This is a genomic window from Pseudooceanicola sp. (assembly GCF_029213205.1).
In the GTDB taxonomy this organism is placed as follows: Bacteria; Pseudomonadota; Alphaproteobacteria; order Rhodobacterales; family Rhodobacteraceae; genus Pseudooceanicola.
The window spans coordinates 10,771-36,260 of sequence record NZ_JARGNH010000005.1; the positions used below are offsets into that span (position 1 = coordinate 10,771).

25 protein-coding genes are annotated in these 25,490 nt (G+C 62.5%); 17 read left to right on the top strand and 8 right to left on the bottom strand.

What is annotated here, in order from left to right; translation table 11 throughout:
• Positions 1 to 39 precede the first annotated feature (39 nt).
• The 6 genes from tsaE to trxA are packed head-to-tail and all read left to right on the top strand — an operon-like array spanning position 40 to position 8,872.
• Positions 40 to 510 (top strand): tRNA (adenosine(37)-N6)-threonylcarbamoyltransferase complex ATPase subunit type 1 TsaE, encoded by a 471-nt coding sequence (gene tsaE, locus P1U48_RS05695; RefSeq protein WP_301067927.1) that lies wholly within the window; start codon positions 40 to 42, stop codon positions 508 to 510.
• The gene (locus P1U48_RS05700) at positions 510 to 1,529 is read left to right on the top strand and encodes a phosphotransferase (protein WP_301067928.1); all 1,020 of its coding nucleotides are present in this window, start codon (positions 510 to 512) and stop codon (positions 1,527 to 1,529) included. The genes tsaE and P1U48_RS05700 overlap by 1 nt, the downstream gene beginning before the upstream one ends.
• A complete protein-coding gene (locus tag P1U48_RS05705; protein ID WP_301067929.1) occupies positions 1,505 to 2,197 on the top strand; it encodes a nucleotidyltransferase family protein in 693 nt (230 codons plus the stop codon). Before P1U48_RS05700 ends, P1U48_RS05705 begins: the two co-directional genes overlap by 25 nt.
• The gene (gene addB, locus P1U48_RS05710) at positions 2,190 to 5,123 is read left to right on the top strand and encodes a double-strand break repair protein AddB (protein ID WP_301067931.1); all 2,934 of its coding nucleotides are present in this window, start codon (positions 2,190 to 2,192) and stop codon (positions 5,121 to 5,123) included. Before P1U48_RS05705 ends, addB begins: the two co-directional genes overlap by 8 nt.
• Positions 5,120 to 8,494 (top strand): double-strand break repair helicase AddA, encoded by a 3,375-nt coding sequence (gene addA, locus P1U48_RS05715; protein WP_301067932.1) that lies wholly within the window; start codon positions 5,120 to 5,122, stop codon positions 8,492 to 8,494. Before addB ends, addA begins: the two co-directional genes overlap by 4 nt.
• Before the next feature lie 57 nt (positions 8,495 to 8,551).
• Positions 8,552 to 8,872 (top strand): thioredoxin, encoded by a 321-nt coding sequence (gene trxA, locus P1U48_RS05720; RefSeq protein ID WP_301067934.1) that lies wholly within the window; start codon positions 8,552 to 8,554, stop codon positions 8,870 to 8,872.
• Between the two features lie 57 nt (positions 8,873 to 8,929).
• On the opposite strand, the gene P1U48_RS05725 is transcribed toward trxA, so the two are convergent.
• Positions 8,930 to 9,835 (bottom strand): hypothetical protein, encoded by a 906-nt coding sequence (locus P1U48_RS05725; RefSeq protein WP_301067935.1) that lies wholly within the window; start codon positions 9,833 to 9,835, stop codon positions 8,930 to 8,932.
• 100 nt (positions 9,836 to 9,935) lie between these two features.
• On the opposite strand from P1U48_RS05725, the gene hslV reads away from it, so the two are divergent.
• From hslV to P1U48_RS05740, 3 genes are read left to right on the top strand one after another with little or no spacing between them, the layout of a single operon-like run.
• Complete coding sequence (gene hslV, locus P1U48_RS05730) at positions 9,936 to 10,493, top strand: ATP-dependent protease subunit HslV (RefSeq protein WP_301067937.1); 558 nt, start codon at positions 9,936 to 9,938, stop codon at positions 10,491 to 10,493.
• A 54-nt stretch (positions 10,494 to 10,547) separates the two neighbouring features.
• A complete protein-coding gene (gene hslU / locus P1U48_RS05735) occupies positions 10,548 to 11,858 on the top strand; it encodes an ATP-dependent protease ATPase subunit HslU (protein WP_301067938.1) in 1,311 nt (436 codons plus the stop codon).
• Positions 11,855 to 12,496 (top strand): glutathione S-transferase family protein, encoded by a 642-nt coding sequence (locus tag P1U48_RS05740; protein WP_301067940.1) that lies wholly within the window; start codon positions 11,855 to 11,857, stop codon positions 12,494 to 12,496. The genes hslU and P1U48_RS05740 overlap by 4 nt, the downstream gene beginning before the upstream one ends.
• A 10-nt stretch (positions 12,497 to 12,506) precedes the next feature.
• On the opposite strand, the gene P1U48_RS05745 is transcribed toward P1U48_RS05740, so the two are convergent.
• The 3 genes from P1U48_RS05745 to P1U48_RS05755 are packed head-to-tail and all read right to left on the bottom strand — an operon-like array spanning position 12,507 to position 14,790.
• The gene (locus P1U48_RS05745) at positions 12,507 to 13,091 is read right to left on the bottom strand and encodes a Smr/MutS family protein (protein ID WP_301067941.1); all 585 of its coding nucleotides are present in this window, start codon (positions 13,089 to 13,091) and stop codon (positions 12,507 to 12,509) included.
• Positions 13,088 to 14,092, bottom strand: coding sequence for a murein transglycosylase A (locus P1U48_RS05750; protein WP_301067942.1), 1,005 nt, complete (start codon positions 14,090 to 14,092; stop codon positions 13,088 to 13,090). Before P1U48_RS05750 ends, P1U48_RS05745 begins: the two co-directional genes overlap by 4 nt.
• Before the next feature lie 38 nt (positions 14,093 to 14,130).
• A complete protein-coding gene (locus tag P1U48_RS05755; RefSeq protein WP_301067943.1) occupies positions 14,131 to 14,790 on the bottom strand; it encodes a Tim44/TimA family putative adaptor protein in 660 nt (219 codons plus the stop codon).
• Between the two features lie 101 nt (positions 14,791 to 14,891).
• On the opposite strand from P1U48_RS05755, the gene P1U48_RS05760 reads away from it, so the two are divergent.
• Entirely contained in the window at positions 14,892 to 15,380 is a 489-nt protein-coding gene (locus tag P1U48_RS05760) for an FxsA family protein (protein ID WP_301067944.1), read from the top strand.
• A 59-nt stretch (positions 15,381 to 15,439) separates the two neighbouring features.
• On the top strand, positions 15,440 to 15,922 hold the full coding sequence (gene secB / locus P1U48_RS05765; protein ID WP_301067945.1) for a protein-export chaperone SecB: 483 nt from the start codon (positions 15,440 to 15,442) through the stop codon (positions 15,920 to 15,922).
• A 7-nt stretch (positions 15,923 to 15,929) separates the two neighbouring features.
• Here secB and dnaQ read toward each other — a convergent pair whose 3' ends face one another.
• The 4 genes from dnaQ to P1U48_RS05785 are packed head-to-tail and all read right to left on the bottom strand — an operon-like array spanning position 15,930 to position 18,634.
• On the bottom strand, positions 15,930 to 16,622 hold the full coding sequence (gene dnaQ, locus P1U48_RS05770; RefSeq protein WP_301067947.1) for a DNA polymerase III subunit epsilon: 693 nt from the start codon (positions 16,620 to 16,622) through the stop codon (positions 15,930 to 15,932).
• Positions 16,615 to 17,208: a dephospho-CoA kinase gene (gene coaE, locus P1U48_RS05775; RefSeq protein WP_301067949.1), complete on the bottom strand. Its 594-nt coding sequence runs from the start codon at positions 17,206 to 17,208 to the stop codon at positions 16,615 to 16,617. The genes dnaQ and coaE overlap by 8 nt, the downstream gene beginning before the upstream one ends.
• Positions 17,205 to 18,038 carry a shikimate dehydrogenase gene (locus P1U48_RS05780; RefSeq protein WP_301067950.1) on the bottom strand — a complete coding sequence of 278 codons (834 nt, stop codon included), beginning with the start codon at positions 18,036 to 18,038 and terminating at the stop codon, positions 17,205 to 17,207. The genes coaE and P1U48_RS05780 overlap by 4 nt, the downstream gene beginning before the upstream one ends.
• Positions 18,035 to 18,634, bottom strand: coding sequence for a Maf family protein (locus P1U48_RS05785; protein ID WP_301067952.1), 600 nt, complete (start codon positions 18,632 to 18,634; stop codon positions 18,035 to 18,037). Before P1U48_RS05785 ends, P1U48_RS05780 begins: the two co-directional genes overlap by 4 nt.
• Before the next feature lie 417 nt (positions 18,635 to 19,051).
• On the opposite strand from P1U48_RS05785, the gene hemJ reads away from it, so the two are divergent.
• The 6 genes from hemJ (at position 19,052) to P1U48_RS05815 (ending at position 25,489) form a co-directional block, all read left to right on the top strand.
• Positions 19,052 to 19,501, top strand: a complete 450-nt coding sequence (hemJ, locus tag P1U48_RS05790; protein WP_301067954.1) for a protoporphyrinogen oxidase HemJ — start codon at positions 19,052 to 19,054, stop codon at positions 19,499 to 19,501.
• Positions 19,502 to 19,621: 120 nt separating this feature from the next.
• Positions 19,622 to 20,893 (top strand): transcription termination factor Rho, encoded by a 1,272-nt coding sequence (rho, locus tag P1U48_RS05795; RefSeq protein ID WP_301067955.1) that lies wholly within the window; start codon positions 19,622 to 19,624, stop codon positions 20,891 to 20,893.
• A gap of 36 nt (positions 20,894 to 20,929) precedes the next feature.
• Complete coding sequence (gene mnmE / locus P1U48_RS05800; protein WP_301067957.1) at positions 20,930 to 22,204, top strand: tRNA uridine-5-carboxymethylaminomethyl(34) synthesis GTPase MnmE; 1,275 nt, start codon at positions 20,930 to 20,932, stop codon at positions 22,202 to 22,204.
• A gap of 12 nt (positions 22,205 to 22,216) precedes the next feature.
• Positions 22,217 to 24,079, top strand: a complete 1,863-nt coding sequence (gene mnmG, locus P1U48_RS05805; RefSeq protein WP_301067959.1) for a tRNA uridine-5-carboxymethylaminomethyl(34) synthesis enzyme MnmG — start codon at positions 22,217 to 22,219, stop codon at positions 24,077 to 24,079.
• On the top strand, positions 24,079 to 24,687 hold the full coding sequence (rsmG, locus tag P1U48_RS05810) for a 16S rRNA (guanine(527)-N(7))-methyltransferase RsmG (RefSeq protein ID WP_301067961.1): 609 nt from the start codon (positions 24,079 to 24,081) through the stop codon (positions 24,685 to 24,687). Before mnmG ends, rsmG begins: the two co-directional genes overlap by 1 nt.
• On the top strand, positions 24,671 to 25,489 hold the full coding sequence (locus P1U48_RS05815; protein WP_301067962.1) for an AAA family ATPase: 819 nt from the start codon (positions 24,671 to 24,673) through the stop codon (positions 25,487 to 25,489). The genes rsmG and P1U48_RS05815 overlap by 17 nt, the downstream gene beginning before the upstream one ends.
• Position 25,490 lies beyond the last annotated feature (1 nt).

The window sequence follows — 25,490 nt, forward strand, 5'->3', positions numbered from 1 at the left end:
AGCGCTTGCGAACCCCGTTCGCCAAACTAATCTGGCGCCATGGGGCAAATCCTGTGTGACATTCAACTCGACTCGCCAGAGGCGACCTGCGCTGTGGCCGTGACCCTCGGCCGCGTGCTGCGGCCTGGCGACACGTTGTTGCTCGAAGGCGGGATCGGCGCGGGCAAAACCCATTTCGCCCGCTGCCTGATCCAGTCGCGCCAATCCACGATCGAGGACGTGCCATCGCCGACCTTCACCCTGGTTCAGACCTACGACGCTCCGGGCGGTGAGATCTGGCATGCCGACCTTTATCGGCTGACCCACCCGCGTGAGGTGATCGAGCTTGGCCTCGACGAAGCCTTTGAAACGGCGATCTGCCTGGTTGAATGGCCGGATCGGCTGGGCCAGTTGGTGCCGTCCGATGCGCTGACGCTGCAGTTCAGCCTGGCCGGTGAAACCGCGCGCAGGCTGGTGATCTCGGGCGAGGCGGCGCGCTGGCAACCGGCGTTGACGGAGGCTGGGCTTTAATGGAACGCAGCGAGCTTTGCGACCGCTTCCTGGCCGCCTCCGATCTGAGCGGTGCCACTCGGGTGCCGGTGTCCGGCGATGCCTCGAACCGGCGCTATGAACGGATCGTAGCGCCAGGCGGCCCTGTCATTCTGATGGATGCGCCGCCGGAAAAGGGCGAGGACGTGCGCCCGTTTGTGGAGATCGCAAACCATCTGCGCGGTCTCGGCCTGTCTGCGCCAAAGGTTCTGGCGGCAGAGACTGAAACCGGGTTTCTGCTGCTGGAAGATCTGGGTGACGACCTCTTTGCGCGGTTGCTGGCACCCGGGGTGGCGGTCGACGACACGGATGAAAACAGACTCTACACCGCCGCAACCGACTTGTTGCTGATGCTGCGTGATGCGCCGCTGCCGCCAGGAATCGGCGGCTATGATCCGGCGCAGATGGCCGAGCTCGCAGCATTGATGTTTGACTGGTACCTGGCCGCCCCCCAGCCCGAGGCACGGCAGACCTTTGTCGCCGCGATGGGCGATGCCCTCACCGAACATAGTGGCGACACGTCGGTTTTGGTGCTCAGGGATTATCACGCCGAAAACCTGATCTGGTTGCCGGATCGCACCGCGGAGGCGCGGGTCGGTCTGCTGGATTTCCAGGATGCATTGGCCGGGCATCCCGCCTATGATCTGGTGTCGCTGGTCCAGGACGCCCGGCGCGACGTGTCACCGGCACTGGAGCCGGAATTGATCAGACACTATTGCAGGGCAAGTCACACAGATCAGGCCGAATTCGAGGCCGCCTATTTCCTGCTCGGCGCCCAGCGCAACCTCAGGATCCTCGGCGTGTTCGCGCGGCTTTGCCTCCGCGACAGCAAGCCGCATTACCTTGACCTGATGCCACGGGTCTGGGCCCATCTTGTCCGCGATCTGGCACATCCGGCGCTGGCCGACGTCGCGGCACTCCTCACCCCCATCCTGCCCGCGCCGACGCCCGCGCGTCTGGCTCAGTTGAGGTCGCTATGCGGAACCCGCCCGACAGCCTGATGATCTTTGCCGCCGGGTTCGGCACACGGATGGGTGCGCTGACCAGCGCGCGGCCAAAGCCCCTGGTTCGGGTCGCAGGCCGGGCGCTGATCGACCATGCGCTGGACGTGGCGGCGCCGATTGCGCCAGAGGTGATCGTGGTCAACACCCATTACCGCGCCGATCAGATGCAGGCGCATCTGGCCGGGCGTGGGGTGGTGATTTCGCATGAGACGCCGGAGATCCTCGAGTCTGGCGGCGGGCTGCGCCAGGCCCTGCCGCTGCTCGGCGACGGGCCGGTGATGACGCTGAACAGCGATGTCGTCTGGGATCGAGCCAATCCGCTGACGCTGCTGCGTCAGGCCTGGGATCCTGCGCAGATGGACGCACTTTTGCTCTGTGTAGAGCCTGAAAATGCCATCGGACGGCGCGGCGGCGGTGACTTTTCCTGCGGGCCTGACGGGCGATTGGCACGCGGCGGGCCGGTGATCTACACCGGGGCGCAGATCATCGCGACCGGGAGTCTGGCCGGGGTCGATCAGCCGGTGTTCTCGCTCAACCTGATCTGGGATCAGATGATCGCGGCGGGGCGCTTGTTTGGCCTGACCTATCCAGGGCGTTGGTGCGATGTCGGCACGCCTGAGGGTATCGCGCTGGCCGAGGCGATGATCGCCGCTGCCGATGTTTAAGCCGCTGCCGTATCCGCGCCTGTTCGGCATGCCGCCGGGCGCGGATTTCCCCGCCGCGCTGGTGGCGCATCTGCAGGCGCAATACGCCGGACGCCCGCCGCAGGCGCTGGCCCGGGTGCGGCTGATCGTCAACACCCGTCGGATGGCACGGCGGATTCGCGACCTGTTCGATCGTGGCCCGGCGCTGCTGCTGCCCCGGATCGAATTGATCACTGACCTCGGCGCCACGTTACATGACGTCGACCTCGGACCGGCAGTGTCACCGCTGCGGCGTCGACTGGAACTGGCACAGCTGATCAGCGCCCTGCTTGAGGCCGAGCCTGACCTCGCCCCGCGTTCTGCGCTTTATGATCTGGCCGATAGCCTGGCGGCGGTGCTGAGCGAAATGCAGGGCGAAGGGGTGCCGCCCGAGGCGCTGGAACGGCTGGATGTCAGCGACCTCTCTGGCCATTGGGCGCGGGCGCTGAAGTTTCTGACCATTGCCCGCGGTTTTGAAGACGATGCCGGGCGCGGGCTGGACGGTGAGGCGCGACAACGGCAGGTGATCGAACGGCTGACCGCCGAATGGGCCGAGGCCCCGCCCGCCGACCCGGTGATCCTGGCCGGGTCCACCGGGTCACGCGGCACCACCTTTCTGTTCATGCAGGCGGTGGCGCGGCTGCCACGCGGTGCGGTGGTGCTGCCTGGCTTTGATGCGACCATGCCCGCGCCGGCCTGGGACACGCTGAACGACCCGCTGACCGGTGAGGATCACCCGCAATTCCGCTTTGCGAGGGTCTTGCAGGCGCTGGATATGAGCGCCGATCAGGTCTTGCCCTGGCCCGGTGCCACGGCGCCGGTGCCGTCGCGAAACCGGGTGATCTCTCTGGCGCTGCGGCCGGCCCCGGTGACCCATCAATGGCTGCGCGAAGGGCCGAAGCTGACCGATATCGACGCGGCAATGCAGGCGGTGACTTTGATCGAGGCGCCCTCGGCCCGCGCCGAGGCGTTAAGCATCGCGCTGCGCCTGCGGCAGGCGGTCGAAGATGGCCAGACCGCCGCGCTGATCACCCCGGACCGGATGCTGACCCGACAGGTCGCCGCGACGCTTGACGCCTGGGACATCGTGCCGGATGATTCCGCCGGGCAGCCGCCTCAATTGTCGCCACCCGGCCGATTGCTGCGCCACGTCGCCAGCCTGTTTGCCCGCCGCCTGACCACCGAGGCGCTGCTGACCCTGCTGAAACACCCGCTGACCCATTCCGGCGGGGATCGTGGGCCGCATATGCTGATGACCCGGGCGCTTGAGCTCGAACTGCGCCGCAACGGGCCACCGCATCCGACCGCCCACGATATTCAGCGCTTTGCCGAGGGCCGGAAAGAGCCGATCGCCGGGCCCTGGGCCGATTGGGTTTGCGAGACGGTCCTGGGCCAATTCGACCCCGAGGCCGCGCCGCTGCCGGATCGCGTTACGGCCCATGTCGATCTGGCCAACCGGATCGCCGCCGGACATGCCAGCACGGATGCCAAAGAGCTGTGGGCTGACGCCGCCGGACGGTGCGCCGCCGACGTTATGGCGGCCCTGGCCCGCGAGGCGCCCTATGGTGGATCGCTCTCGGCGCTGGATTATGAGACCCTATTCAACGGGGTTCTGGCCGATGGCGAGCTGCGCGAACCGGATCGCGGCCATCCCGGCGTGTTGATCTGGGGCACTTTGGAAGCGCGGGTTCAGGGCGCTGATCTGGTGATCCTTGGCGGGCTGAATGACGGGTCCTGGCCGGAATTGCCGCCGCCCGATCCCTGGCTGAACCGGGATATGCGGCACCGCGCCGGGCTGCTGCTGCCCGAGCGTCGCATTGGATTGTCGGCGCATGATTTCCAACAGGCGATTGCGGCCTCCGAGGTTTGGCTGACCCGCTCGGTGCGCTCCAAAGACGCGGAAACCGTGCCATCGCGCTGGATCAGCCGGTTGACCAACCTGCTGGCCGGGTTGGAGGCCGGGCAAGCGCCGCTGGCGGGAATGCGTCAGCGCGGCGCCAGTTGGCTGCGCCTGGCCAGGGCCTATGAGGCCGCGCCACGCATCGACCCGGCGCCGCGCCCGGCCCCCTGCCCGCCCGACGCGGCGCGTCCACGGCAATTGTCGGTGACCGAGATTCAGCGCCTGGTCCGCGACCCTTACGCGATCTACGCCCGCCGTATCCTGCGGCTGCAACCGCTGGACCCGCTGATGGCCGAACCCGACGCAAGGTTGCGCGGCACCGTGTTGCACCGGGTTCTGGAGAATTTTGTCGCCAACACCCTCGATGATCCCGCCGCGCAGACCCGCGACCGCTTGCTGGCGATTTGCGCCGAGGTTCTGAGCGAGGACGTGCCCTGGCCCGAGGCGCGGCTGATGTGGCAGGCGCGGCTGGCGCGGGTTACCGACGGATTTCTTGCCGACGAGGCACGGCGCCAGGATCTGGCCCGCCCGACAGGATTTGAACGCAAGGGCCGGGCCGAGATAGCCGGGCTGGATTTCACCCTCACCGCCAAGGCCGACCGGATCGACCTCGACGCTGCCGGGAACGCCCGGATTTACGATTACAAGACCGGCAAACCGCCCAGCGCCAAAGAGCAGGAACTCTTTGATCGGCAGCTGCTGCTGTCCGCCGCCATTGCCGAGCGTGGCGGCTTTGACGGCTTTGGACCGCTGCCGGTCGCGGCGGCGGTCTATATCGGGCTGGGCGCCGCGGCGGCGGGTGAGACGCCCGCGCTGCTGGATCAGATCTCCGCCGGGCAGGCCTGGGAGGATTTTGTGACCCTGATCCAGGCCTATCGCCGTGAAACCCAAGGGTTCACCTCGCGCCGGATGATGTTCAAGAAGGATCAGGTCGGGGATTACGACCAGCTCGCCCGCTTTGGCGAATGGGATGCCACCACCACGCCAGACCGGAGGCCGGTGCGATGAGCCCGCGCGACGAGGCAACCCAACGCCAGGTCGAGGCCTCGACCCCTGAACGGTCAACCTGGCTGTCGGCCAATGCCGGGTCCGGCAAGACCCGCGTCTTGACCGACCGGGTGGCGCGGCTGCTGCTGTCGGGGGTCGAGCCTCAGCATATCCTGTGCCTGACCTACACCAAGGCGGCGGCGAGCGAGATGCAGAACCGGCTGTTCCTGCGTCTCGGTGGCTGGGCAATGCTGGGCGACGGCGCGCTGCGCGACGAGCTGGACCAGCTGGGCGCCGCCGGCCCCTATGATCTGGACCGGGCGCGGACCCTGTTTGCCAGCGCCATCGAAACCCCGGGCGGGTTGAAGATCCAGACCATCCATTCGTTTTGCGCCGCACTGCTGCGACGGTTTCCGCTGGAGGCCGGGGTCAGCCCGCAATTCGCCGAAGCCGAGGAGCGCGCCACCGCATTGATGCGGGCCGAGATTGTCGAGGCGCTGGCCGATGGGCCGGAATCGAACCTTGTGGCGGCAATTGCGCGCCATCTGACCGATCAGAATTTCGACAAGCTGACCGGCGACATCACCCGCAATGCCGATGCCTTTCGTCAGCCGCTGTCGGATGCCGAACTGCACGCGCTGTTTGACCTGCCCGCCGGGCTGGACCGTGACGGGCTGCTGGCACTGGCGATCCCGCCGGGGGCCAATGACCTGTTGCAGCGGCTGATCTCAGGGCTGGCCCAGGGATCGAGCACCGATGCAAAGGCGGCGGACAAGCTGCGCCAAATTGGCGACCTGGGGGCGGGGTGCCTGCCGGTGCTTGAGGATGTGTTCCTGTTCAAATCCGGGGACAAGGCGCTTACCGCCAAGATCGGGTCTTTTCCGACCAAGGCAACGCGGTCCTCCCTTGCCGAATTGATGCCACAGCTAGAAGACTGGATGCGGCAGATCGAGCGGGCTCGTGACCTGCGCGCCGGGCTCGATGTGGCTGAACGCACCCGCGCGCTCTATGATTTTGCCGACGCGTTCCTGCGCGACTATGAGGCGACCAAGCAACTGCGCGGCTGGCTCGATTTCGACGATCTGATCCATCGGGCGCGCGATCTGCTCTCCGATCCCGGGGTCGCGGCCTGGGTGCTCTATCGGCTGGACGGCGGCATTGATCACATTCTGGTCGACGAGGCGCAGGACACCAGCCCGGTGCAATGGCAGGTGATCGAACGGCTGGCGCGGGAATTCACCAGCGGCGCCGGGGCGGTTGACGGGCAGGCGCGCACGATCTTTGTGGTCGGCGATAAGAAGCAGTCGATCTATTCGTTCCAGGGTGCCGATCCGCGCGAATTCGACCGGATGCGGGCTGATTTTTCAGAACGGCTGGCAAGCGGGCCAAGCCCCTTGCAAGTGCTGGAGCTGGCCTATTCGTTCCGTTCGGCTTCGGCGATCCTGGCGCTGGTTGACACCACTTTCGAGGGGCAGGAGGCCGCCGGGTTCGGCGGCAACGAACCGCACCACGCCTATAAGGCGTCGATGCCCGGCCGCGTCGACCTCTGGCCGGTGGTGGAAAAGACCGAAGCGCCGGAGGCGCGCGCCTGGACCGATCCTGTCGATCAGCTGGGACAGAATGATCACCGGGTGCAGCTGGCCGCTGCGGTGGCCAAGAACATCAAGGCGATGATCGACAGATCAGAGCCTATTCCGGAGGAAATCGACCGGTCTGGCGCCTACAGGATGCGCCCAGTCACGGCCGGGGATTTCCTGATCCTGGTGCAGCGCCGGTCCGAGCTGTTTCACGAAATCATCGCCGCCTGCAAGGCGGCTGACCTGCCGGTCGCCGGGGCGGACCGCCTGAAGGTCGGGGCGGAACTGGCGGTGCGCGATCTGGCGGCGCTGCTGAAATTCCTGGCGACGCCTGAGGATGACCTGTCGCTGGCGGTGGCGTTGAAATCGCCGTTGTTCGGCTGGGATGAACAGATGCTGTTCGATCTGGCGCATAAGCGGAGTGACAAATTTCTCTGGCCGGCGCTGCGCGGACGACGCGATGAATTCCCGGACACGCTCAGCCTGCTTGACGACATGCTGCGGCAGGCGGATTTCCTGCGGCCTTATGATCTGATCGAGCGGATCCTGACCCGGCATAAAGGGCGCAAGAAGCTGCTGTCGCGGCTGGGGGACGAGGCCGAGGATGGCATCGACGCCTTGCTCGATCAGGCGCTGGCGTTTGAACGCAACGCGGTGCCCAGCCTGACCGGGTTCCTGGTCTGGATGGAAACCGACGAGCTTGAGATCAAGCGCCAGCTCGACAGTGCGGGGGATCGGATCCGGGTGATGACGGTGCATGGCGCCAAGGGGCTGGAATCGCCGATTGTGATCCTGCCTGACACCGCCACCCGGCGGGAACCGGCAGGCGACCGGATCGCGCCGATCGGGGATCGGGTGGCCTGGTCGGTGTCCGCCGATGCCGCCCCGTCGCGCCTGCGCGCCGCGATCAGCGATCAGCGCGAGGCGCGGGCGCGCGAGCGCGAGCGTCTGCTCTATGTGGCGCTGACCCGGGCGGAGAAATGGTTGATCGTCGCCGCGGCGGGCGATTTGGGCAAGAACGGCGCGGCCTGGCACGACCGGGTGCGCGGCGCCATGGAAACACTGGGCGCAACCCCGGCGGAGCTGCCCACCGGGTCGGGCTTGCGGCTGCAATCCGGTGATTGGGATATGGCCATCGCTGAGACGCCCCAGGCGGAAATCGGACCAGTCAGCGCCCCGGTGCCTGACTATTTCAACCACCCCGTCGTCGCTGCCCCGGCGCGAATTTCGACCCTAACCCCGTCGGATCTGGGCGGTGCCAAGGCGCTTGCCAGCGAGGCCGGACTGAATGAGGCGCAGGCGATGCGGCGCGGGCGCCAGATCCATCTGCTGCTTGAACTGCTGCCAGAGGTCGATCCGGCGCACTGGGCCGAGACCGCCACGCGGCTGCTGTCGCGCGGGCCGGACGCCGCAGAGGAAGCTGAGATCGCGGTATTGTTCGCCGAGGCGCAGCGCGTGTTGGAAAACGACGCCCTGCGGCCCCTGTTCTCGGGCGAGGCGTTGGCCGAAGTGCCGGTATCGGCAGCATTGGAGGAGTTGGGCAACGCGCGAATCCATGGGGTGATCGACCGGCTGATCATCGAGGAAGGCCGGATCCTGGCAGTGGATTTCAAGACCAACGCCGCGGTGCCGACCGACCCGAAGGAGGTGCCCGAGGGGCTGTTGCGGCAGATGGGCGCCTATGCCAGCGCGCTGCGGCAGATCTTTCCCGAACACCGGATCGAGGTCGCGATCCTCTGGACCCAGACTGCCGAACTGATGATCCTGCCTCACGATATTGTGGTTGCGGCGCTAAAGGCCACCACCGCTCCTTGACCACAGGCCAGGGCGGGCCTACCTTGAATTTCGAAATTTCAGCCTGGGAGCATGGCAATGGCGACCGTAGCCGCAACCGACGACACCTTCGAAACCGAAGTGATCAATTCCGACCTGCCCGTGGTGGTGGATGTCTGGGCCGAATGGTGCGGGCCCTGCAAACAGATCGGCCCGTCGCTGGAAGAATTGTCCGAAGAGCTGGCTGGCAAGGTCAAGATCGTCAAGGTCGACGCCGATACCAACCCGAATTCGATGATGTCGATGGGGGTGCGCGGCATCCCGGCGCTGTTCATCTTCAAGAACGGCGAGATCGTTTCGAACCGCACCGGCGCGGCACCGAAAGCGGCGCTGCAAAGCTGGATCACCGACTCGATCTGATCGGATCACACAATCTGAATCGGATGCGGGCGCCATTTGGTGCCCGTTTTCCTTTGCCTAGACCGGCCAGCCACCGCGGCGCAGGGCGGCGGCAATCTGCGCCTCAGCCTCGGGTCGCCCGGCGTTGATCGCCATCACCTGCCAGAACCAATGCAGATAGCCCGCGTAATCAGGGCGCATCCGGGTGACTTCTGCAAAGGCAGCGGGTTCACCCAGATCGGCGACATTGGCGGCGATGTGATGAAAATCGATCCGCGCGAACAACACGCAGGGCTTGGCGAAGAAATAACCGTTGAAGGCGGCAGAAGAATTCTGGGTGACCACATAATCGCAGGCGGCGAGATGCTGCGCCATGTCGCCCTTTGCGATGCTCAGGCGCGGGTGTTGTCGGGCCAGATCCTCCAGTGCCTGGATGTCAGCGGCATCATAGATCTCGTTGGGATGCAGGGTGGCAATAACCGGACGGACAGGATCATGCCTGAGCGTCGCGGCGATCATGTCGATCGGGGCACAGGTCTGAAACGAGCGGTGTTCGCGGATCCGCCCCTGAAGCGGGATATAGACATAGCCGTCGTGACCTGTGGATCGGTTGCCGAACAGCCGCTTGCGCCAGAACCGGGCAAAGCGCGTCGCCGCGTCCGGATCGCCGGTGGCTGGAAAATCCTGCCCGGCGACATGCCAATTCCAACGCTGCGCGGATCGCTCGATTGCCCAGAACGGGTAGTGATAGACCCTTCTGACGGTCAGCGCCCGGTCATGGGTCGGCGCATCCATGTGGAACAGGTCATAGCCTGGTAATGTGGCGACGGCGATACGTCCCTGGGGGCTGTTTTCCAGCAATTCGACCGTCAGCCCGGCCTCTTGCACCACCTCAGTCACCTTGGCGAAAAAGTTGTGCTGCCCAGCGCGGACGCTGGTCAGCAAATCGGGATCGAGATGGAACCGCACCGGGGTCTTTTGCATGGGCGCGACGCTAGTGGTCAGGGTCCGCTCAGGCAAGACCTGCCCTTGCCGCGCGGCGGTCCAGCCCGCATATAGACGGAACCATTGCAGGAGGTTTCGTATGGCTGAGACTAGTTTTCCGGGTTGGCACGGCACCACGATCATCGGGGTTCGCAAGGGCGGCCAGGTGGTGATTGCCGGTGACGGCCAGGTATCGATCGGCCAGACGGTGATGAAAGGCACGGCGCGCAAGGTGCGCCGCCTCAGCCCCGGCGGACATGATGTGGTGGCGGGCTTTGCCGGATCCACCGCCGATGCCTTTGCCCTGCTCGAACGGCTGGAGGCCAAGCTTGAGGCGACGCCGGGTCAATTGGCCCGGGCAAGCGTCGAACTGGCCAAGGATTGGCGCACCGACAAATACCTGCAAAAGCTTGAGGCGATGCTGATCGTCAGCGATGGCACGGACATCTTTGTGATCACCGGCGCCGGTGACGTGCTGGAACCCGAACATGATGTGACTGCCATCGGGTCGGGCGGCAACTACGCGCTGGCCGCCGCGCGGGCGCTGATGGACAGCGACCAGAGCGCCGAACAGATCGCCCGCAAAGCGATGGCGATTGCCGCCGATATCTGTGTCTATACCAACGGAAATCTCACGGTTGAAACGATTGGCGCCTAGCACGGATTTTCCGAAAAATCGACTGCTGAGCCGCCGCCAACCGAAAGGACCAAAATGACCGATCTGACCCCCCGCGAAATCGTCTCGGAGCTCGACCGCTATATCATCGGCCAGAATGACGCCAAGCGCGCCGTCGCCGTCGCCATGCGCAACCGTTGGCGCCGGCAACACCTGCCCGACGATCTGCGCGACGAGGTCTATCCAAAGAACATCCTGATGATCGGCCCCACCGGCGTCGGCAAGACCGAGATTTCGCGTCGCCTGGCGAAACTGGCGCGGGCGCCGTTCATCAAGGTTGAGGCAACGAAATTCACCGAGGTCGGCTATGTCGGCCGCGATGTCGAACAGATCGTGCGCGATCTGGTCGATGCGGCGATGGCCACGACGCGCGACTACATGCGCGAAGACGTGAAGGCCGCCGCGCATCGGGCCGCCGAGGATCGGGTGATCGAAGCGATTGCCGGGGTCGATGCCCGCGAAGGCACCCGCGAGATCTTTCGCAAGAAGCTGAAGGACGGCTTGCTCGATGACGAGGAAATCGAGATTGAGCTTGCCGACACCGCCTCGCCCATGGGGATGATGGACATTCCCGGCCAGCCCGGCGGCGGTCAGATGGGGATGATGAATCTTGGCGATCTGTTCGGCAAGGCCTTCGGCGGGCGCACCACGACCAAGCGCCTCAGGGTGCGCGACAGCTATGACGTTCTGATCAGCGAAGAGGCCGACAAGCTGCTCGATGACGAACAGGTCAAGATCGCGGCGCTGAAGGCGGTCGAGGAAAACGGCATCGTGTTTCTGGACGAGATCGACAAGGTCTGTGCCCGCGCCGATGTGCGTGGCGGCGACGTCAGCCGCGAGGGCGTGCAGCGCGATCTGCTGCCGCTGATCGAGGGCACCACCGTCAGCACCAAGCACGGGCCGGTGAAAACCGACCATATCCTGTTCATCGCCTCCGGTGCATTCCATATCGCCAAACCGTCGGACCTGCTGCCGGAATTGCAGGGACGGCTGCCGATCCGGGTCGAGCTGCGACCACTGACCGAGGCGGATTTTGTCCGTATCCTGACCGAAACCGACAATGCGCTGACCCTGCAATATGCCGCGCTGATGGGGACCGAAGAGGTCAAGGTCAGCTTTACCGAGGATGGCATTGCCGCGATTGCGCGGATCGCGGCAGACGTGAATGCCAATGTCGAAAATATCGGCGCCCGGCGGCTCTATACGGTGATCGAACGGGTGTTCGAGGAATTGTCGTTCACCGCCCCGGATCGCGGCGGTGACGAGGTGGTGATCGACGCAGAGTTCGTGCAGAAAAACGTCGGCAAGCTGGCCGAGAACATCGATATCAGCCGGTTTGTGCTATGAGCCTGGCACATCATCAACTGTTCATCTCGATTGGGCCGAACCCGCGGCTGGTGCGGATGTGTGCGGAGGAAAAGGGTCTGGAGATCCCGGAAACCCTGGTCGATCTGCGCGGTGGCGAGAACCGGCGCGACGCCTATCTCAAGCTCAATCCCGGCGGTCAGATGCCGGCGCTGCGGCTGCCCGATGGTCAGGTCATCGCCGAGACCCTGGCGATCTGCGAATACCTGGAAGAGCTGCACCCGGAACCGGCGCTGATCGGCTCTAACCCGGCGGAACGCGGGGAAACCCGGATGTGGTTGCGCCGGGTGGAAAACCTCTATGTGCGGCCGATGATCGACGCCTATCGCTACGGTCCGGGCCTGCCCCTGTTCGCCAACCGGATGCGCTGCCTGCCTGAGGCCGCGCCAGATCTGCTGCTGCTGGCGCATGATGGCGAGGCCTGGCTGAACGCGCAGATCGGCAAGGGGCCCTACCTTGCCGGGGCGCGGATGACGCTGGCCGATGTGATGCTGTTTGCCTTTGTCGATTTCGCGGCGATGCGCAATGTGATGACACTGGATCCGGCACATGCGGCGCTGCAACCCTGGTTCGCACGAATGGCGGCACGGCCTTCGGCGGCGGCGACCTTGACGGTTTGAGCCCGTCCGCTCAACGACTTCGCCGCAAGTAGATGTAATAGGCGCCGTCGCCGCCATGGCGCAGATGTGCCGGGGTGATCTGCAACACCAGCGCCGCCAGCGGTGGCGTGCTCAGCCAATGCGGCACCTGATGGCGCAGCACCCCGCGCCGCACCGGGATCGGATCGCCATCGTCGCGGTCGCGGCCCTTGCCGGTGATCACCAGAACCAGGCGTTTGCCCTCGCCGCTGGCGCGCAGGATAAACCCGGTCAGCACCCCATGTGCGCGGTCGAGGGTCATGCCATGCAGATCGACCCGTGCCTCTGGCGCCAGCTTGCCACGGGTCATCTTGGCATGTGCCTTGCGATCCATCTGGATTGGCGCCTTGGCCAGGCGGTCACGGATCGGATGCAGGATGTCATGCGACGGCCCCCGATCATAGGCCGATTGCCCGATATGGAAGTCAGGATGTGGATCGGGCTGTATCAGGGTCTGTTTCGGCTTGGGTTTGGCGGCCTCCGGCGTCGGTCTGCGGCGGTCTTGATGCAGTCTCTGGGTGCTTTCCGCCACCTTCCGCCAAAGCTCGGCCTCATCCGGTTTTAGCCGCCTGCTCATCCCGGATCCTCAGTCAGCATCGCATAGGCGCGCTGGATCGGCATCAACACCACCATGCGCCCGCCATCGCGCAACCGCCCGGCCGTGCGGCCCGCCACATCACCGGTACCAAAAAAGATATCCGCCCGTTGTGCGCCCTTGATGGCCGATCCAGTGTCCTGGGCAACCATCAGCCGATGCATCGGGCCCTGCCCTTCCTTCTCGATCCAGACCGGCGCGCCGAGCGGCGTGTAGCGCGGATCGACGGCGATCGAGCGCAGCGGGGTGATCGAGCGGTTCATCGCCCCAAGCGGCCCTTTGGACGCCGGTACATGCGACACGGTGCGAAAGAACACATAAGAGGGGTTGTGGCGCAGCAATTCCATCCCGTCGACGGGATTGCGATTGACCCAGCTGCGGATCACCTGGGCTGAGACCTGATGCGCCTTGTACACACCGCGACGTACCAATTCCTGCCCGATGGAGCGATAGGGGTGGCCATTGGCACCGGCATAGCCGACCCGGATGGCGCCGCCATTATCCAGCCGGATCCGTCCGGACCCCTGGATCTGCAAAAAGAACAGTTCGACCGGATCATCGACCCAGGCGATTTCCAACCCGCGCCCGCGCATCCGGTCGCTTTCCTCGATCGCCCGGCGGCTGAGCCAGGTGCCGCCCCGTGCTTCGGGCGGCATCCGGTAGACCGGATAGCGATAGCGGGCGTTCGGGGTGAGAGAGCCGTCGAGTTCGGGTTCGAAATAACCGGTGAACAGGCCAGGCTCGCCGTCTTCGATCAGGACCGGGCGAAAGAACAGCTCAAAGAAAACCTTGGCGCTTTTCTGGTTCTGGGCCGCGGCGCACAGGATGCGCCAGTCCGGTTCGTCCATATCGGTACAGGTTTCGACGAAAACCGCCAGCGCGGCGGCATGATCGTCCTTGTCCCAGTCATTCAGCTGATCGAATGACAGGATCGTGTGGCTGACCTCAGGCCCGGCGGCGCCGCCGGTGGATGCGCCCGCCATCATCAAGCCTGCCGCCAGAGCCGCAAGCCAGCGCCTGATCATTCGCCAGTGGCGACAAGCAGCCAGTTGGGATCATCAGATCCCATCTGGCGGGCAAAGGTCCAGGTGTCGCGCTGGGTCTTGGCCTCACCAGGCTTGCCTTCAACAATATCGCCGCCCCTGTCGCGCACCACCGAGGTCAGTTGACCGATAAAGCGCACGCTCAACTCGGCCTCATGGGTAACGGCGTCATAGGTCGCATCGACCAGGGTCAGTTCCTTGAGCCCAACAAAATCAGCTTCGATCTGAAGCCCCTGTTGTTCGCGCATCGAGACCACTTCGGAAAAGCTGTCATAGACCTCGGTCGCCAGGAATGGCTTGATCGCGGCCAGTTCGCCGCGTTCGAAATTCATCAGAATCATTTCATAGGCACCGCGCGCGCCGGTCAGGAATCCGCTGACGTTGAACGAGGGCTCGGCCCGCTTCATCGCCTCAAGCGCTTTGGCGGCCGGGCTGCCCTCGGGCACATGATCGATGATATCGCGATCCGCGCCACCCTCGATCACATCAAAGCTGCGCTTGCGAACCGGTTCGGCGCCGGGCTGTGGCAGCGGCGGTTTTTCAAACCCCTCGCGGGTGCCAAGGACGCTGCGCAGGCGCAGGATCAGAAAGACGGCGATTCCGGCCAACACGAGCAGCTGTAGGATGGGCGAGTTCATTAAGATCCTCATTGGCGGGCATGGCAAGCCACGACTTGCATCCCTATGTAGGTGAGCGGTGTGGGCAAGTCCACCATGCCGCCTTGTTAGGAGCATATGTTATGTGGTTGTTCGTCGCCTTTATCGCAATCCCGATGATCGAGATTGCCTTGTTCATCCAGGTTGGCGGAGCCATCGGCCTGGGCTGGACCCTGGCCATTGTGTTGTTGACGGCGATCCTGGGCACCTGGCTGGTGCGCAGCCAGGGCGCCCTGGTGTTGAACCGGATCAGGCAAAGCTTTTCCGAATTGTCCAATCCGGCAGAGCCATTGGCCGAGGGCGCGATGGTGCTGTTTGCCGGGGCCCTGTTGCTGACACCTGGTTTCTTTACCGACACCCTCGGGTTTCTGCTGTTGATTCCGGCAGTGCGCCGGGCCGCATTTACCTGGGGGCGGCGCCATGTCCATGTTCAGGAATTCACCACAGGGCCGCAGCAGCGCCCGCGTCCGCGCCCGGAAACCGCAATCCCCGAGGTGATCGAGGGCGAATTCACCGAGGTCGATCCGGCCAAGCGACCGACCCATCAGCCCTCGCATTGGACGAAGCATTGAGACGCATCAAAACTGCTGATAGGAAGCGGCCAAATATGCCAATCTTGGGAGCATTCTAGATGACGGACGCAAACGGGGCCGCCCCGGCAGCAGCCCAGCCTGAAATCCGATTCACCGTTCTGAATCAGTATATTCGCGACATGTCGTTCGAAAACATTCTGTGCCGCAAACCGGCCAAGGGCGAATATGTGCCCAATGTCGAGGTGCAGGTCGGATTGCAGACCGCCAAGCGTGAGGTCGATCATCAATACGAGGTGGCGATCAAGCTGAACGTGAATTCATCGGTCAAGGACACCGACACGACACTGTTTCTGCTCGAAGTCGATTATGTCGGGCTGTTCCACATCGAAGGCGTGCCGGATGACCAGTTGCAGCCGTTTCTGCTGATCGAATGCCCGCGTCAGATCTTTCCGTTCCTGCGCCGCATCGTCAGCGATGTGACCCGCGATGGCGGCTTCCCGCCGCTGAACCTGGAAAACATCGATTTCCTGCAATTGTTCCGTCAGGAAATGGCGCGTCGTTCGCAGGTTGCGCAGGCCTGATCGCAGGTCAGCTGACCCGATTCCAGACCGGATTGCCGCCAAGGGCCGCCACGAATTCCTCGTGCGCGGCCTTTTCCATTTCGCTCAACCGCGGCGGCAGCGGTCTGGGGCGCGGCTGCGGCCGCCAATCAGGCTCGGCCGCGACATCGGCGGCGGATCGTGGTCCGGAGGCGAGCGCGAAATCCGGCTGACGACCGCCGATCAACTCAAGATAGACCTCGGCCAGGATTTCACTGTCGAGCAGCGCGCCGTGCAGGGTGCGCGCCGAATTGTCGATCCCGAATCGGCGGCAAAGCGCGTCAAGCGAGGCTGGAGAGCCGGGAAATTTTCGCCGGGCTATGGCCAGCGTATCAAGCGCCTGTTCATCGGGCAGGCGGGGCCGCTTCAGCCAGCTCAGTTCGGCATTCAGAAACTTCATGTCGAAACTGGCATTGTGGATCACCAGCCTGGCGTCGCCGATGAAATCCAGAAAATCCTGAGCGATATCGGCGAAAACCGGTTTGTCTGCCAGAAACTCCTCGGACAGGCCGTGCACCTCAAAAGCACCCGACGGCATGTCGCGCTGCGGATTGATATAAACGTGATATGTCTCGCCGGTGGGAACGTGATTGAACAATTCCACCGCACCGATCTCGACGATCCGGTCGCCCTGATCCGGCTCAAAGCCGGTGGTTTCAGTATCCAGAACGATTTCACGCATCGCGCTGCTTGCCCCTGATATCCGCCACAATCGCCTGCACCTGCTCGCGGGCATGATCCAGCGTGTCGGTGTTGACGATGTAATCCGCCAGCGCCCGTTTTTCAGAATCCGGCATCTGCTTGGCCTTGATCGCCTCGAACTGGGCCTCGCTCATCGTGCCGCGGGCCAGAACCCGGTCGCGTTGCACCTCTTCGGGGGCCGAGGCGACGACCACAGCGTTCATCCGGCCCTGATTGCCGCCCTCAAACAGCAGCGGAATGTCGAGCACCACAATATCGGCGGTCGCGGCGGCGATAAACGCCTGGCGGTCCTCGCCGACCAGCGGATGAACAATGGTCTCGATCCGGCGCAGCGCGTCCGGTTCGGTAGAGAGGACCTGGCGCAGCACATCGCGCGATACGGCGCCATCGACAATCGCTTCGGGAAACGCCTCGGCCATCGGCGCGACGGCCTTGCCCCCTGCGGAATAGAGTCTGTGCACCGCGGCATCCGCGTCCCAAACCGCGCAGCCGGCTTCAGCGAACATTGCGGCGGTGGTGCTTTTGCCCATACCAATTGAGCCTGTCAGGCCAAGTAGAAACGTCATGCCAGAACATGCCTCCGGGTTTGATCATCAACTTCGGGCCGACGGCCGAACCAGCGTTCGAACCCCGGCACCGCCTGATACAGCAACATGCCAAGCCCATCCACCGTGGTGCACCCCGCGGCCTCGGCGGCCATCAACATCGGGGTACGCAGCGGCGAATAGACCAGATCGGTGACCACCTGACCGCGATGGAATCCGTCAAAGGGCACCCGCAGATCGGGCTTGCCGGTCATCCCCAGCGAAGTGGTGTTGATAACCAATGCCGCGTCTTCGATGGCATTGCCGGCCTGCACCCAATCAACCACCTTGATCCGGGGGCCAAATTCGCTGACCAGACGTTCAGCGCGCGCCCGGGTGCGGTTGGCGATCTGTATCTCGCGCATCCCGGCATCCAGCAGTGATGATATCACCGCCCGCGCCGCGCCACCTGCGCCCAACATAAGCCCCGGACCATCGGCAGGACGCCAGCCCGGCGCGCCTTGCCGCAGGTTTTCGATGAATCCGAAGCCATCCGTATTGTCAGCGCGAATCTTGCCGTTTTCGCCAAACACCAGGGTATTTGCCGCGCCGATCAGGATCGCCCGATCGGTGATCAGGTCGGCAATTTTCATCACCGTCTCCTTGTGTGGCACGGTGATGTTGACGCCGACGAACCCGGCCTTGGGCAGGGTACGCAGGATGGTTTCCAGATCGGCAGGCGCCACATCCATCGGAATATAATGTCCAGGCAGGCCGAACCGGCGCAGCCAATAGCCGTGCAAACGCGGCGACAGTGAATGTGCAACCGGATGGCCGATGACGCCAGCCAGCGGAATCTTTGCGTTGCTCATCCGTCGATCACCCCTTTCGTGGTCAGAAATGCCAGCAGCGGCAGCAGCGGCATTCCCAGAATTGCAAAATAGTCGCCACTGATGGTGGAGAACAAGCGAATGCCTTCGGCTTCGATATGATAGCCACCGACGGATCCGGCGACCTCAGGCCAGTTCCGGTCGAGATAGGCGTCAAGATAGGCGTCGGAAATCGCCCGCATCTGCAGCTTGACCTCGCTCACATGCCGCCAGATCGGTTGCCCGGCCTCATAGATGACGGCGGCGGAAAACAGCGAATGCCGCTGGCCGCGCAGCTGGGTCAAGGTATCGCGCGCCGCCTCGCGGGTGTCGGATTTGCCAAAGACCTGGGCGCCAAGAGCAAGGATCTGATCCGAGCCGATGACCAGGGCGTCGGGGTGTTTCATACTGACCCGCTGCGCCTTCATTTCTGCCAGAGCATCGGATTGATCGCGCGGGCTGATCCCTTCAGCCGCCAGCGATTGACGCAGGGCCACTTCGTCGATCGGGGCCGGGCGGATCTGAAAATCGATACCTGCCTGGCGCAACAACGCGGCGCGGGTAGCCGAGCCCGAGGCCAGAACGACAGTCTGTGCCATGTTGATAACCCCTGTGAAACCTTGGCCAAGTGGCAGGAGCGTATTGGGGAAAACCCGGTCGGATTTCAAGCCGGGGAAAATCCCGCCTCAGCTCAGCCGGTCTGTTTCATCTCATCCCTCTAGGGAAAAGAACAAGTGGCTGATCCCCAGCCCCTATGTTTCGCGACAGATGCCAAGGATTCTATCAACGACCATTTTAACGCATGATTTGTATATAATTAGTTGTTTATAAACGTATTTTTCTGAATTATCCCTGTCCAGAAGATTTTTTATCACAGCTTTACCCACACCCGGACCTGACTGGGGGCAAACCGCCATAAACCCAAGGATCCACAGAAAAACCGGTGCCTACTACAACATCATCTTTCTATATATATTCTTTATTATTAAGAGGGGGACGGGCAACGAGGCGTGGAAATGAGTCAGATATTCAGTGATCTCTACCCCTGGGCCAAGGCGCTTCACATCATCTCGGTGATCTCTTGGATGGCGGGGATTTTCTACTTGCCTCGACTGTTTGTCTATCACAGCGAACAGGTGACGCCAGGAACTGAGACCGACACGCTGTTCCGGGAGATGGAGCGCAAACTGTTTCGTCTGATCATGAGTCCAGCGATGATCGCGACCTGGCTGTTTGGCCTGGTACTGGTTTTTACCCCTGGGATCGTGGATTGGTCGATGATCTGGCCCTGGACCAAGGCCGCCTCTGTTCTGGTGATGACCTGGTTCCATTATTGGCTGGGCATGCGGTGCAAGGATTTTGCAGTTGGTCAGAACACTCTGCCTGGTCGGCGCTATCGGGTGATGAACGAAGTGCCGACGCTGCTGATGATCCTGATCGTGATCTCGGTCGTGGTGCGGTTCTGAGCCCGGATTGACTCCGACAGGCCCCGGGCCTATATCGCTGCTCAACCTGCCCGTCCGGGCGGTGTGTTACCCTTACAAATGATAAAACCGATGCCCCTGCGGCTGGTTTGGGATATTTCCATGAGCGTTGAACGTTTGAACCTTGCCGATCTCAAGGCAAAAAGCCCCAAAGACCTGTTGTCGATGGCGGAAGAGCTGGAGATCGAGAACGCCAGCGTCATGCGCAAGGGCGAAATGATGTTCCAGATTCTCCGCGAAATGGCGGATGAGGGCTGGGAAATCGGTGGCGACGGGGTGCTCGAGGTGCTTCAGGACGGGTTCGGATTCCTGCGCTCGACCGAAGCCAACTATCTGCCGGGCCCGGATGATATCTATGTCTCTCCCGAGATGATCCGCCAGCATTCATTGCGCACGGGCGACACCATCGAAGGGCTGATGAAAGCCCCCGAGGAGAATGAGCGCTATTTTGCGCTGACCACCATCGGGGCAATCAATTTTGAATCGCCGGAAAAAGCCCGTCACAAGATCGCCTTTGACAACCTCACGCCGCTTTATCCTGATGAACGGCTGACGATGGAGGTTCAGGACCCGACGATCAAGGATCGCTCGGCGCGGATCATCGATCTGGTGGCGCCAATCGGCAAGGGCCAGCGGAGCCTGATCGTCGCGCCGCCGCGCACCGGTAAGACGGTGCTGCTGCAGAACATCGCCAATTCGATCGAGAAGAACCACCCGGAATGCTACCTGATCGTGTTGCTGATCGACGAGCGGCCGGAAGAAGTGACCGACATGCAGCGTTCGGTGAAGGGTGAGGTCGTGTCTTCGACCTTTGACGAACCGGCGACCCGGCACGTTGCGGTTAGCGAAATGGTCATCGAAAAGGCCAAGCGCCTGGTTGAGCATAAACGCGATGTTGTGATCCTGCTCGATTCAATCACAAGACTTGGTAGAGCATTCAACACAGTGGTGCCGTCTTCGGGCAAGGTTTTGACCGGTGGTGTGGATGCGAATGCGCTGCAACGACCGAAGCGGTTCTTTGGCGCGGCGCGGAACATCGAAGAGGGCGGCAGCCTGACCATCATCGCAACCGCATTGATCGACACCGGCAGCCGGATGGACGAGGTGATCTTTGAGGAATTCAAAGGCACCGGCAACTCGGAAATTGTTCTGGATCGCAAGGTTGCGGACAAGCGGGTGTTCCCGGCGATGGACATCCTCAAGTCTGGCACCAGGAAAGAGGAATTGTTGGTCGACAAGGTTGATCTGCAGAAAACCTTTGTTCTGCGGCGAATCCTGAACCCGATGGGAACGACGGATGCGATCGAGTTCCTGATCGGCAAGCTGCGGCAAACCAAATCGAATGCCGATTTCTTTGATTCAATGAACACTTGATTTTGCTGGCAACGGGCCAGCAATCCGGAGTTTACCATGGACACGATTTTCGCCTTGGCGACGGCACCCGGCGCAGCCGGTGTGGCGGTGGTGCGGGTCTCCGGTGATCTGGCCTGGGAGGCCGGGCAGGCCCTCGCCGGTGAGATGCCGGCCCCGCGTCGGGCCGGATTGCGCACACTTCGGGCACCGGACGGATCGACGTTGGATCAGTCTCTGATCCTGGGGTTTCGCGGCGGTAATTCCTTTACCGGCGAAGACGTGGTTGAATTCCACTTGCATGGCAGCACCGCGGTGGTTGGCGCGGTCCTGGCGGTTTTGGGCGGGATCGACGGGCTGCGGCCGGCCGAGGCCGGGGAGTTCACCCGGCGGGCGATGGAGAATGGCAAGCTCGATCTGGCACAGGTCGAGGGCCTTGCCGATCTGATCGACGCGGAGACAGAGGCGCAGCGACGTCAGGCGATGCGGGTGCTGGAAGGCCGGTTGGGCGACCTTGCTGCCACCTGGCGCGGCAATTTGATCCGCGCTGCGGCATTGGTTGAAACCGGGATTGATTTTGTCGATGAGGATGTCCCGATCGATGTGATGCCGGAAGTGGCTGTTCTGTTGAGCGAGGTTTTGGATGATGTCAGAGGCGAATGCGCTGGGGTCGGGATGGCCGAACGGGTGCGCAATGGCTTTGAGGTGGCGATCCTCGGGGCACCGAATGTTGGGAAATCGACGCTGTTGAACGCGCTTGCGGGGCGAGACGCTGCGATCACTTCAGAAGTTGCCGGGACGACCCGAGATGTGATCGAGGTCCGGATGGACCTCGGCGGGTTGGCGGTGACGATTCTGGACACGGCGGGTCTGCGGGAAACAGTGGATGTGGTCGAATCCATTGGAATCGAACGGGCCAGGCGCCGCGCTGCCCAGGCTGATCTGCGGATTGTTCTGACGATGGACGGCGAAGCGCCTGAGGTTGATTTTTTACCCGATGACATTTTGGTCGGCGCAAAGGCGGATGTTTTTGGGGAAGGGGTGTCCGGGCTGACCGGGCAGGGTGTTGGCGATCTTGTTCAGAGGATTCGTGAGATTCTCGAACAACGCGCGGCTGGGGCCGGTACCGCAACCCGCGAGCGGCATCGGCAGGCGCTGTCCCGGGCAGAGCAACATCTGGGAACCAGCCTGGCGATGGTCGATGACGGTGGCGAGATTGATTTGGTGGCTGAAGAGATCCGTTCGGCTATTCGAGCGCTGGATTCTCTGGTAGGACGGGTCGATGTCGAGAATCTGCTCGACGAGATTTTTTCTTCTTTCTGTATCGGAAAATAGGAATTGTTTCACGTGGAACATTCTTTCGACGTCATTGTCATCGGTGGAGGCCACGCAGGCTGTGAGGCCGCGCATGCCGCGGCACGTCGTGGCGCGCGCACGGCTTTGGTTACGCTCAAGCTCGATGGCATCGGGGTGATGTCGTGTAACCCGGCAATCGGCGGCCTTGGTAAAGGCCATTTGGTGCGCGAGGTCGACGCGCTTGACGGGGTGATGGGCCGGGTTGCAGACGCGGCAGGTATTCAATTTCGGTTGTTGAACCGACGCAAGGGCCCTGCGGTGCAGGGACCAAGAGCTCAGGCGGATCGCAGTCTTTATCGCGCAGCCATGCTGCGCGAGATGCAGTCACAGCCGAATCTTGTGATAGTGGTGGGCGAGGCGGTCGACCTTATTCTCCAGGGTGACGCGGTTGTCGGGGTGTCTCTGGCGGATGGAACCGACCTGACTGCGCCCGCTGTCGTGCTCACAACCGGGACATTCCTGCGAGGGGTGATCCATATTGGCGATGACTCCCGGCCCGGAGGCCGGATGGGCGATGCACCTTCGGTCAGGCTGGCTGAGCGGATTGATGGCTTTGGCCTGCCGCTCGGACGGTTGAAAACCGGCACACCTCCTCGGCTGGACGGGCGCACCATCAACTGGGATGTGCTGGGCTCGCAGGCCGGCGACGAGGACCCGGTGTTGTTCTCTTTTCTGTCAGACAAGCCGGTAGCGCGACAGATTTCTTGTGGGATCACGCATACAAACGAGCGGACCCATGAGATCATTCAGAAAAACATCACCCGGTCAGCCATGTATGGCGGATTTATCGACGGCATCGGCCCCCGCTATTGTCCTTCGATAGAGGATAAAGTGGTGCGCTTCGCGGACAAGACCTCGCATCAAGTGTTTCTTGAACCCGAGGGGTTGAATGACACCACGATCTATCCAAACGGAATTTCGACCTCACTGCCTGCCGATGTTCAGGAAGCTTATGTTCACTCCATTCTCGGGCTTGAGAGCGCGACCATCGTACAACCGGGCTACGCCATCGAATATGATTATGTCGATCCGCGTGCGCTGGACCTGTCTTTGGGCGTCAAGGTGGTGCCGGGGTTGTATCTTGCCGGTCAAATCAACGGCACCACGGGATATGAAGAGGCCGCGGCGCAGGGTATGGTTGCCGGGCTGAACGCCGCTGCACGGGCATTGGACGCTGAACCTGCCGCGTTCAGTCGAACGAATTCCTATATCGGGGTGATGATCGACGATCTGACGTCACGTGGCGTGACGGAGCCGTATCGAATGTTCACGTCCCGTGCCGAATTCCGTCTGTCACTGCGCGCCGACAACGCCGATCAGCGATTGACGGAGCAGGGCATTACGCTTGGCTGTGTCGGTGGGGCGCGCAAAACCAGCTTTCTGACAAAGATGGCGGCGCTTACCGCAGGGCGGGCGCTGTTGGAGTCGAAGGAATATACGCCAAAACAGCTTGCTGCCTGCGGTCTGAAATTTAGTGCGGATGGATCAAAGCGAACCCTGTTGCAGGTTCTTGCGCTACCTGATGCAGGAGTGAGTGATTTGCTCACTCTGGATCCGGCGCTTGGCGAGATTTCCGAGGAAACGGCGGTTCAGCTCAAGCGGGACGCCACCTATGCCAACTATATTGCCCGGCAGGACAAGGATATCGCTGCGATAAAACGGGATGAGATGCTGGTGATCCCGGCGGACTTTGATTTTCATTCGGTCACCGGGTTGTCCAATGAGCTGCGGACCAAGTTTGCGGCGCTAAGGCCGGCCAACATGGCGCAGGCTGCGGCAATTGAAGGGGTAACCCCAGCGGCGTTGACTTTGTTGCTGGCGTGGCTGCGACGTCTAGGCCGGAAATCCGCGTGATGCAGGGCGCTTTGGCAGATTTGAATGTTTCACGTGAAACAATCGAGCGTCTGGAGGCCTATGTCCAGATTCTTACCAAATGGAACAGCTCGATCAATCTGGTATCGCCTGCGACGCTCAACGAAGTCTGGAGTCGTCATATTGTTGATTCCGCACAGATCTTCTCTCTCGCGCCCTGGGCAAGCAAGTGGGCTGATCTTGGCAGCGGCGGCGGCTTTCCCGGTCTCGTCATCGCGATCCTGCTCGGTGAGAGCAACGACGGCTCCATGATCCTGGTTGAATCAGACCAAAGAAAATCGGCCTTTCTGCGCACCGCCCTTCGCGAAACCAACACCAAGGCTCAGGTTGTCGCTGAGCGGATCGAAGAAACCGCGCCGCTACAGGCGGATATTCTAACTGCCCGCGCTTTGGCACCATTGACCCGGCTTCTGACCTTCACCGAACGTCATCAGCGCCCCGGTGGTGTTTCGATTTTTCCCAAAGGTCAGAGCTGGCGCGCCGAAATTGAAGCGGCGCAAGCACACTGGCGCTTTCACTATGATGCTGTCCCGAGTAAAACAAACCCGGATTCTGTGGTCCTAAAGGTCGGAGATGTCGCCCGTGTCTAACGTATTTCGTGCTCGCCACCCTAAGGTCATTGCCGTGGCCAATCAAAAGGGTGGTGTTGGCAAGACCACGACAACCATTAATCTGGGCGCTGGCCTGGTTGAGCTGGGTAATCGGGTGCTGGTGGTCGATCTCGATCCGCAAGGCAATGCCTCAACCGGCCTCGGCATCGACGCCGGGGATCGCGATCTGACCACCTATGATTTGCTGCTAGGCGAAACCGATTTGGCGGAAATCATTCTGACCACCGATATCGAAAATCTGCATATCATTCCCGCCACGGTCGACTTGAGCTCAGCCGACCTTGAGATGATGGCCAGCGAAAAACGCAGCTTTCTGTTGCATGATGCCCTGCGCCAACCGGTGATCGAAGACCTGGGCTACGATTTCATCCTGATCGATTGCCCGCCTTCGTTGAACGTGCTGACCGTCAATGCGATGGTTGCCGCGAATTCGGTTCTGGTTCCGTTGCAGAGTGAGTTTTTCGCGCTCGAGGGGCTGACACAGCTGATCACCACAATTCGTGAGGTGCGGCAGACCGCCAATCCGGAACTGCGGATCGAGGGCGTGGTGTTGACCATGTATGATGCGCGCAACAACCTGTCCCGGCAGGTTGAAATGGATGCTAGGGAAAACCTGAGTGATATGGTGTTCCAGACGGTGATCCCGCGGAACGTTCGGGTCAGCGAGGCGCCGTCGTTTGCGATGCCGGTGCTGGAATATGATGCGGAATCAAAAGGGGCCGCCGCCTATCGCGCGCTGGCCCAAGAGCTTCTCGACCGTCAGCGAGCGGCAGCGGCCTGAG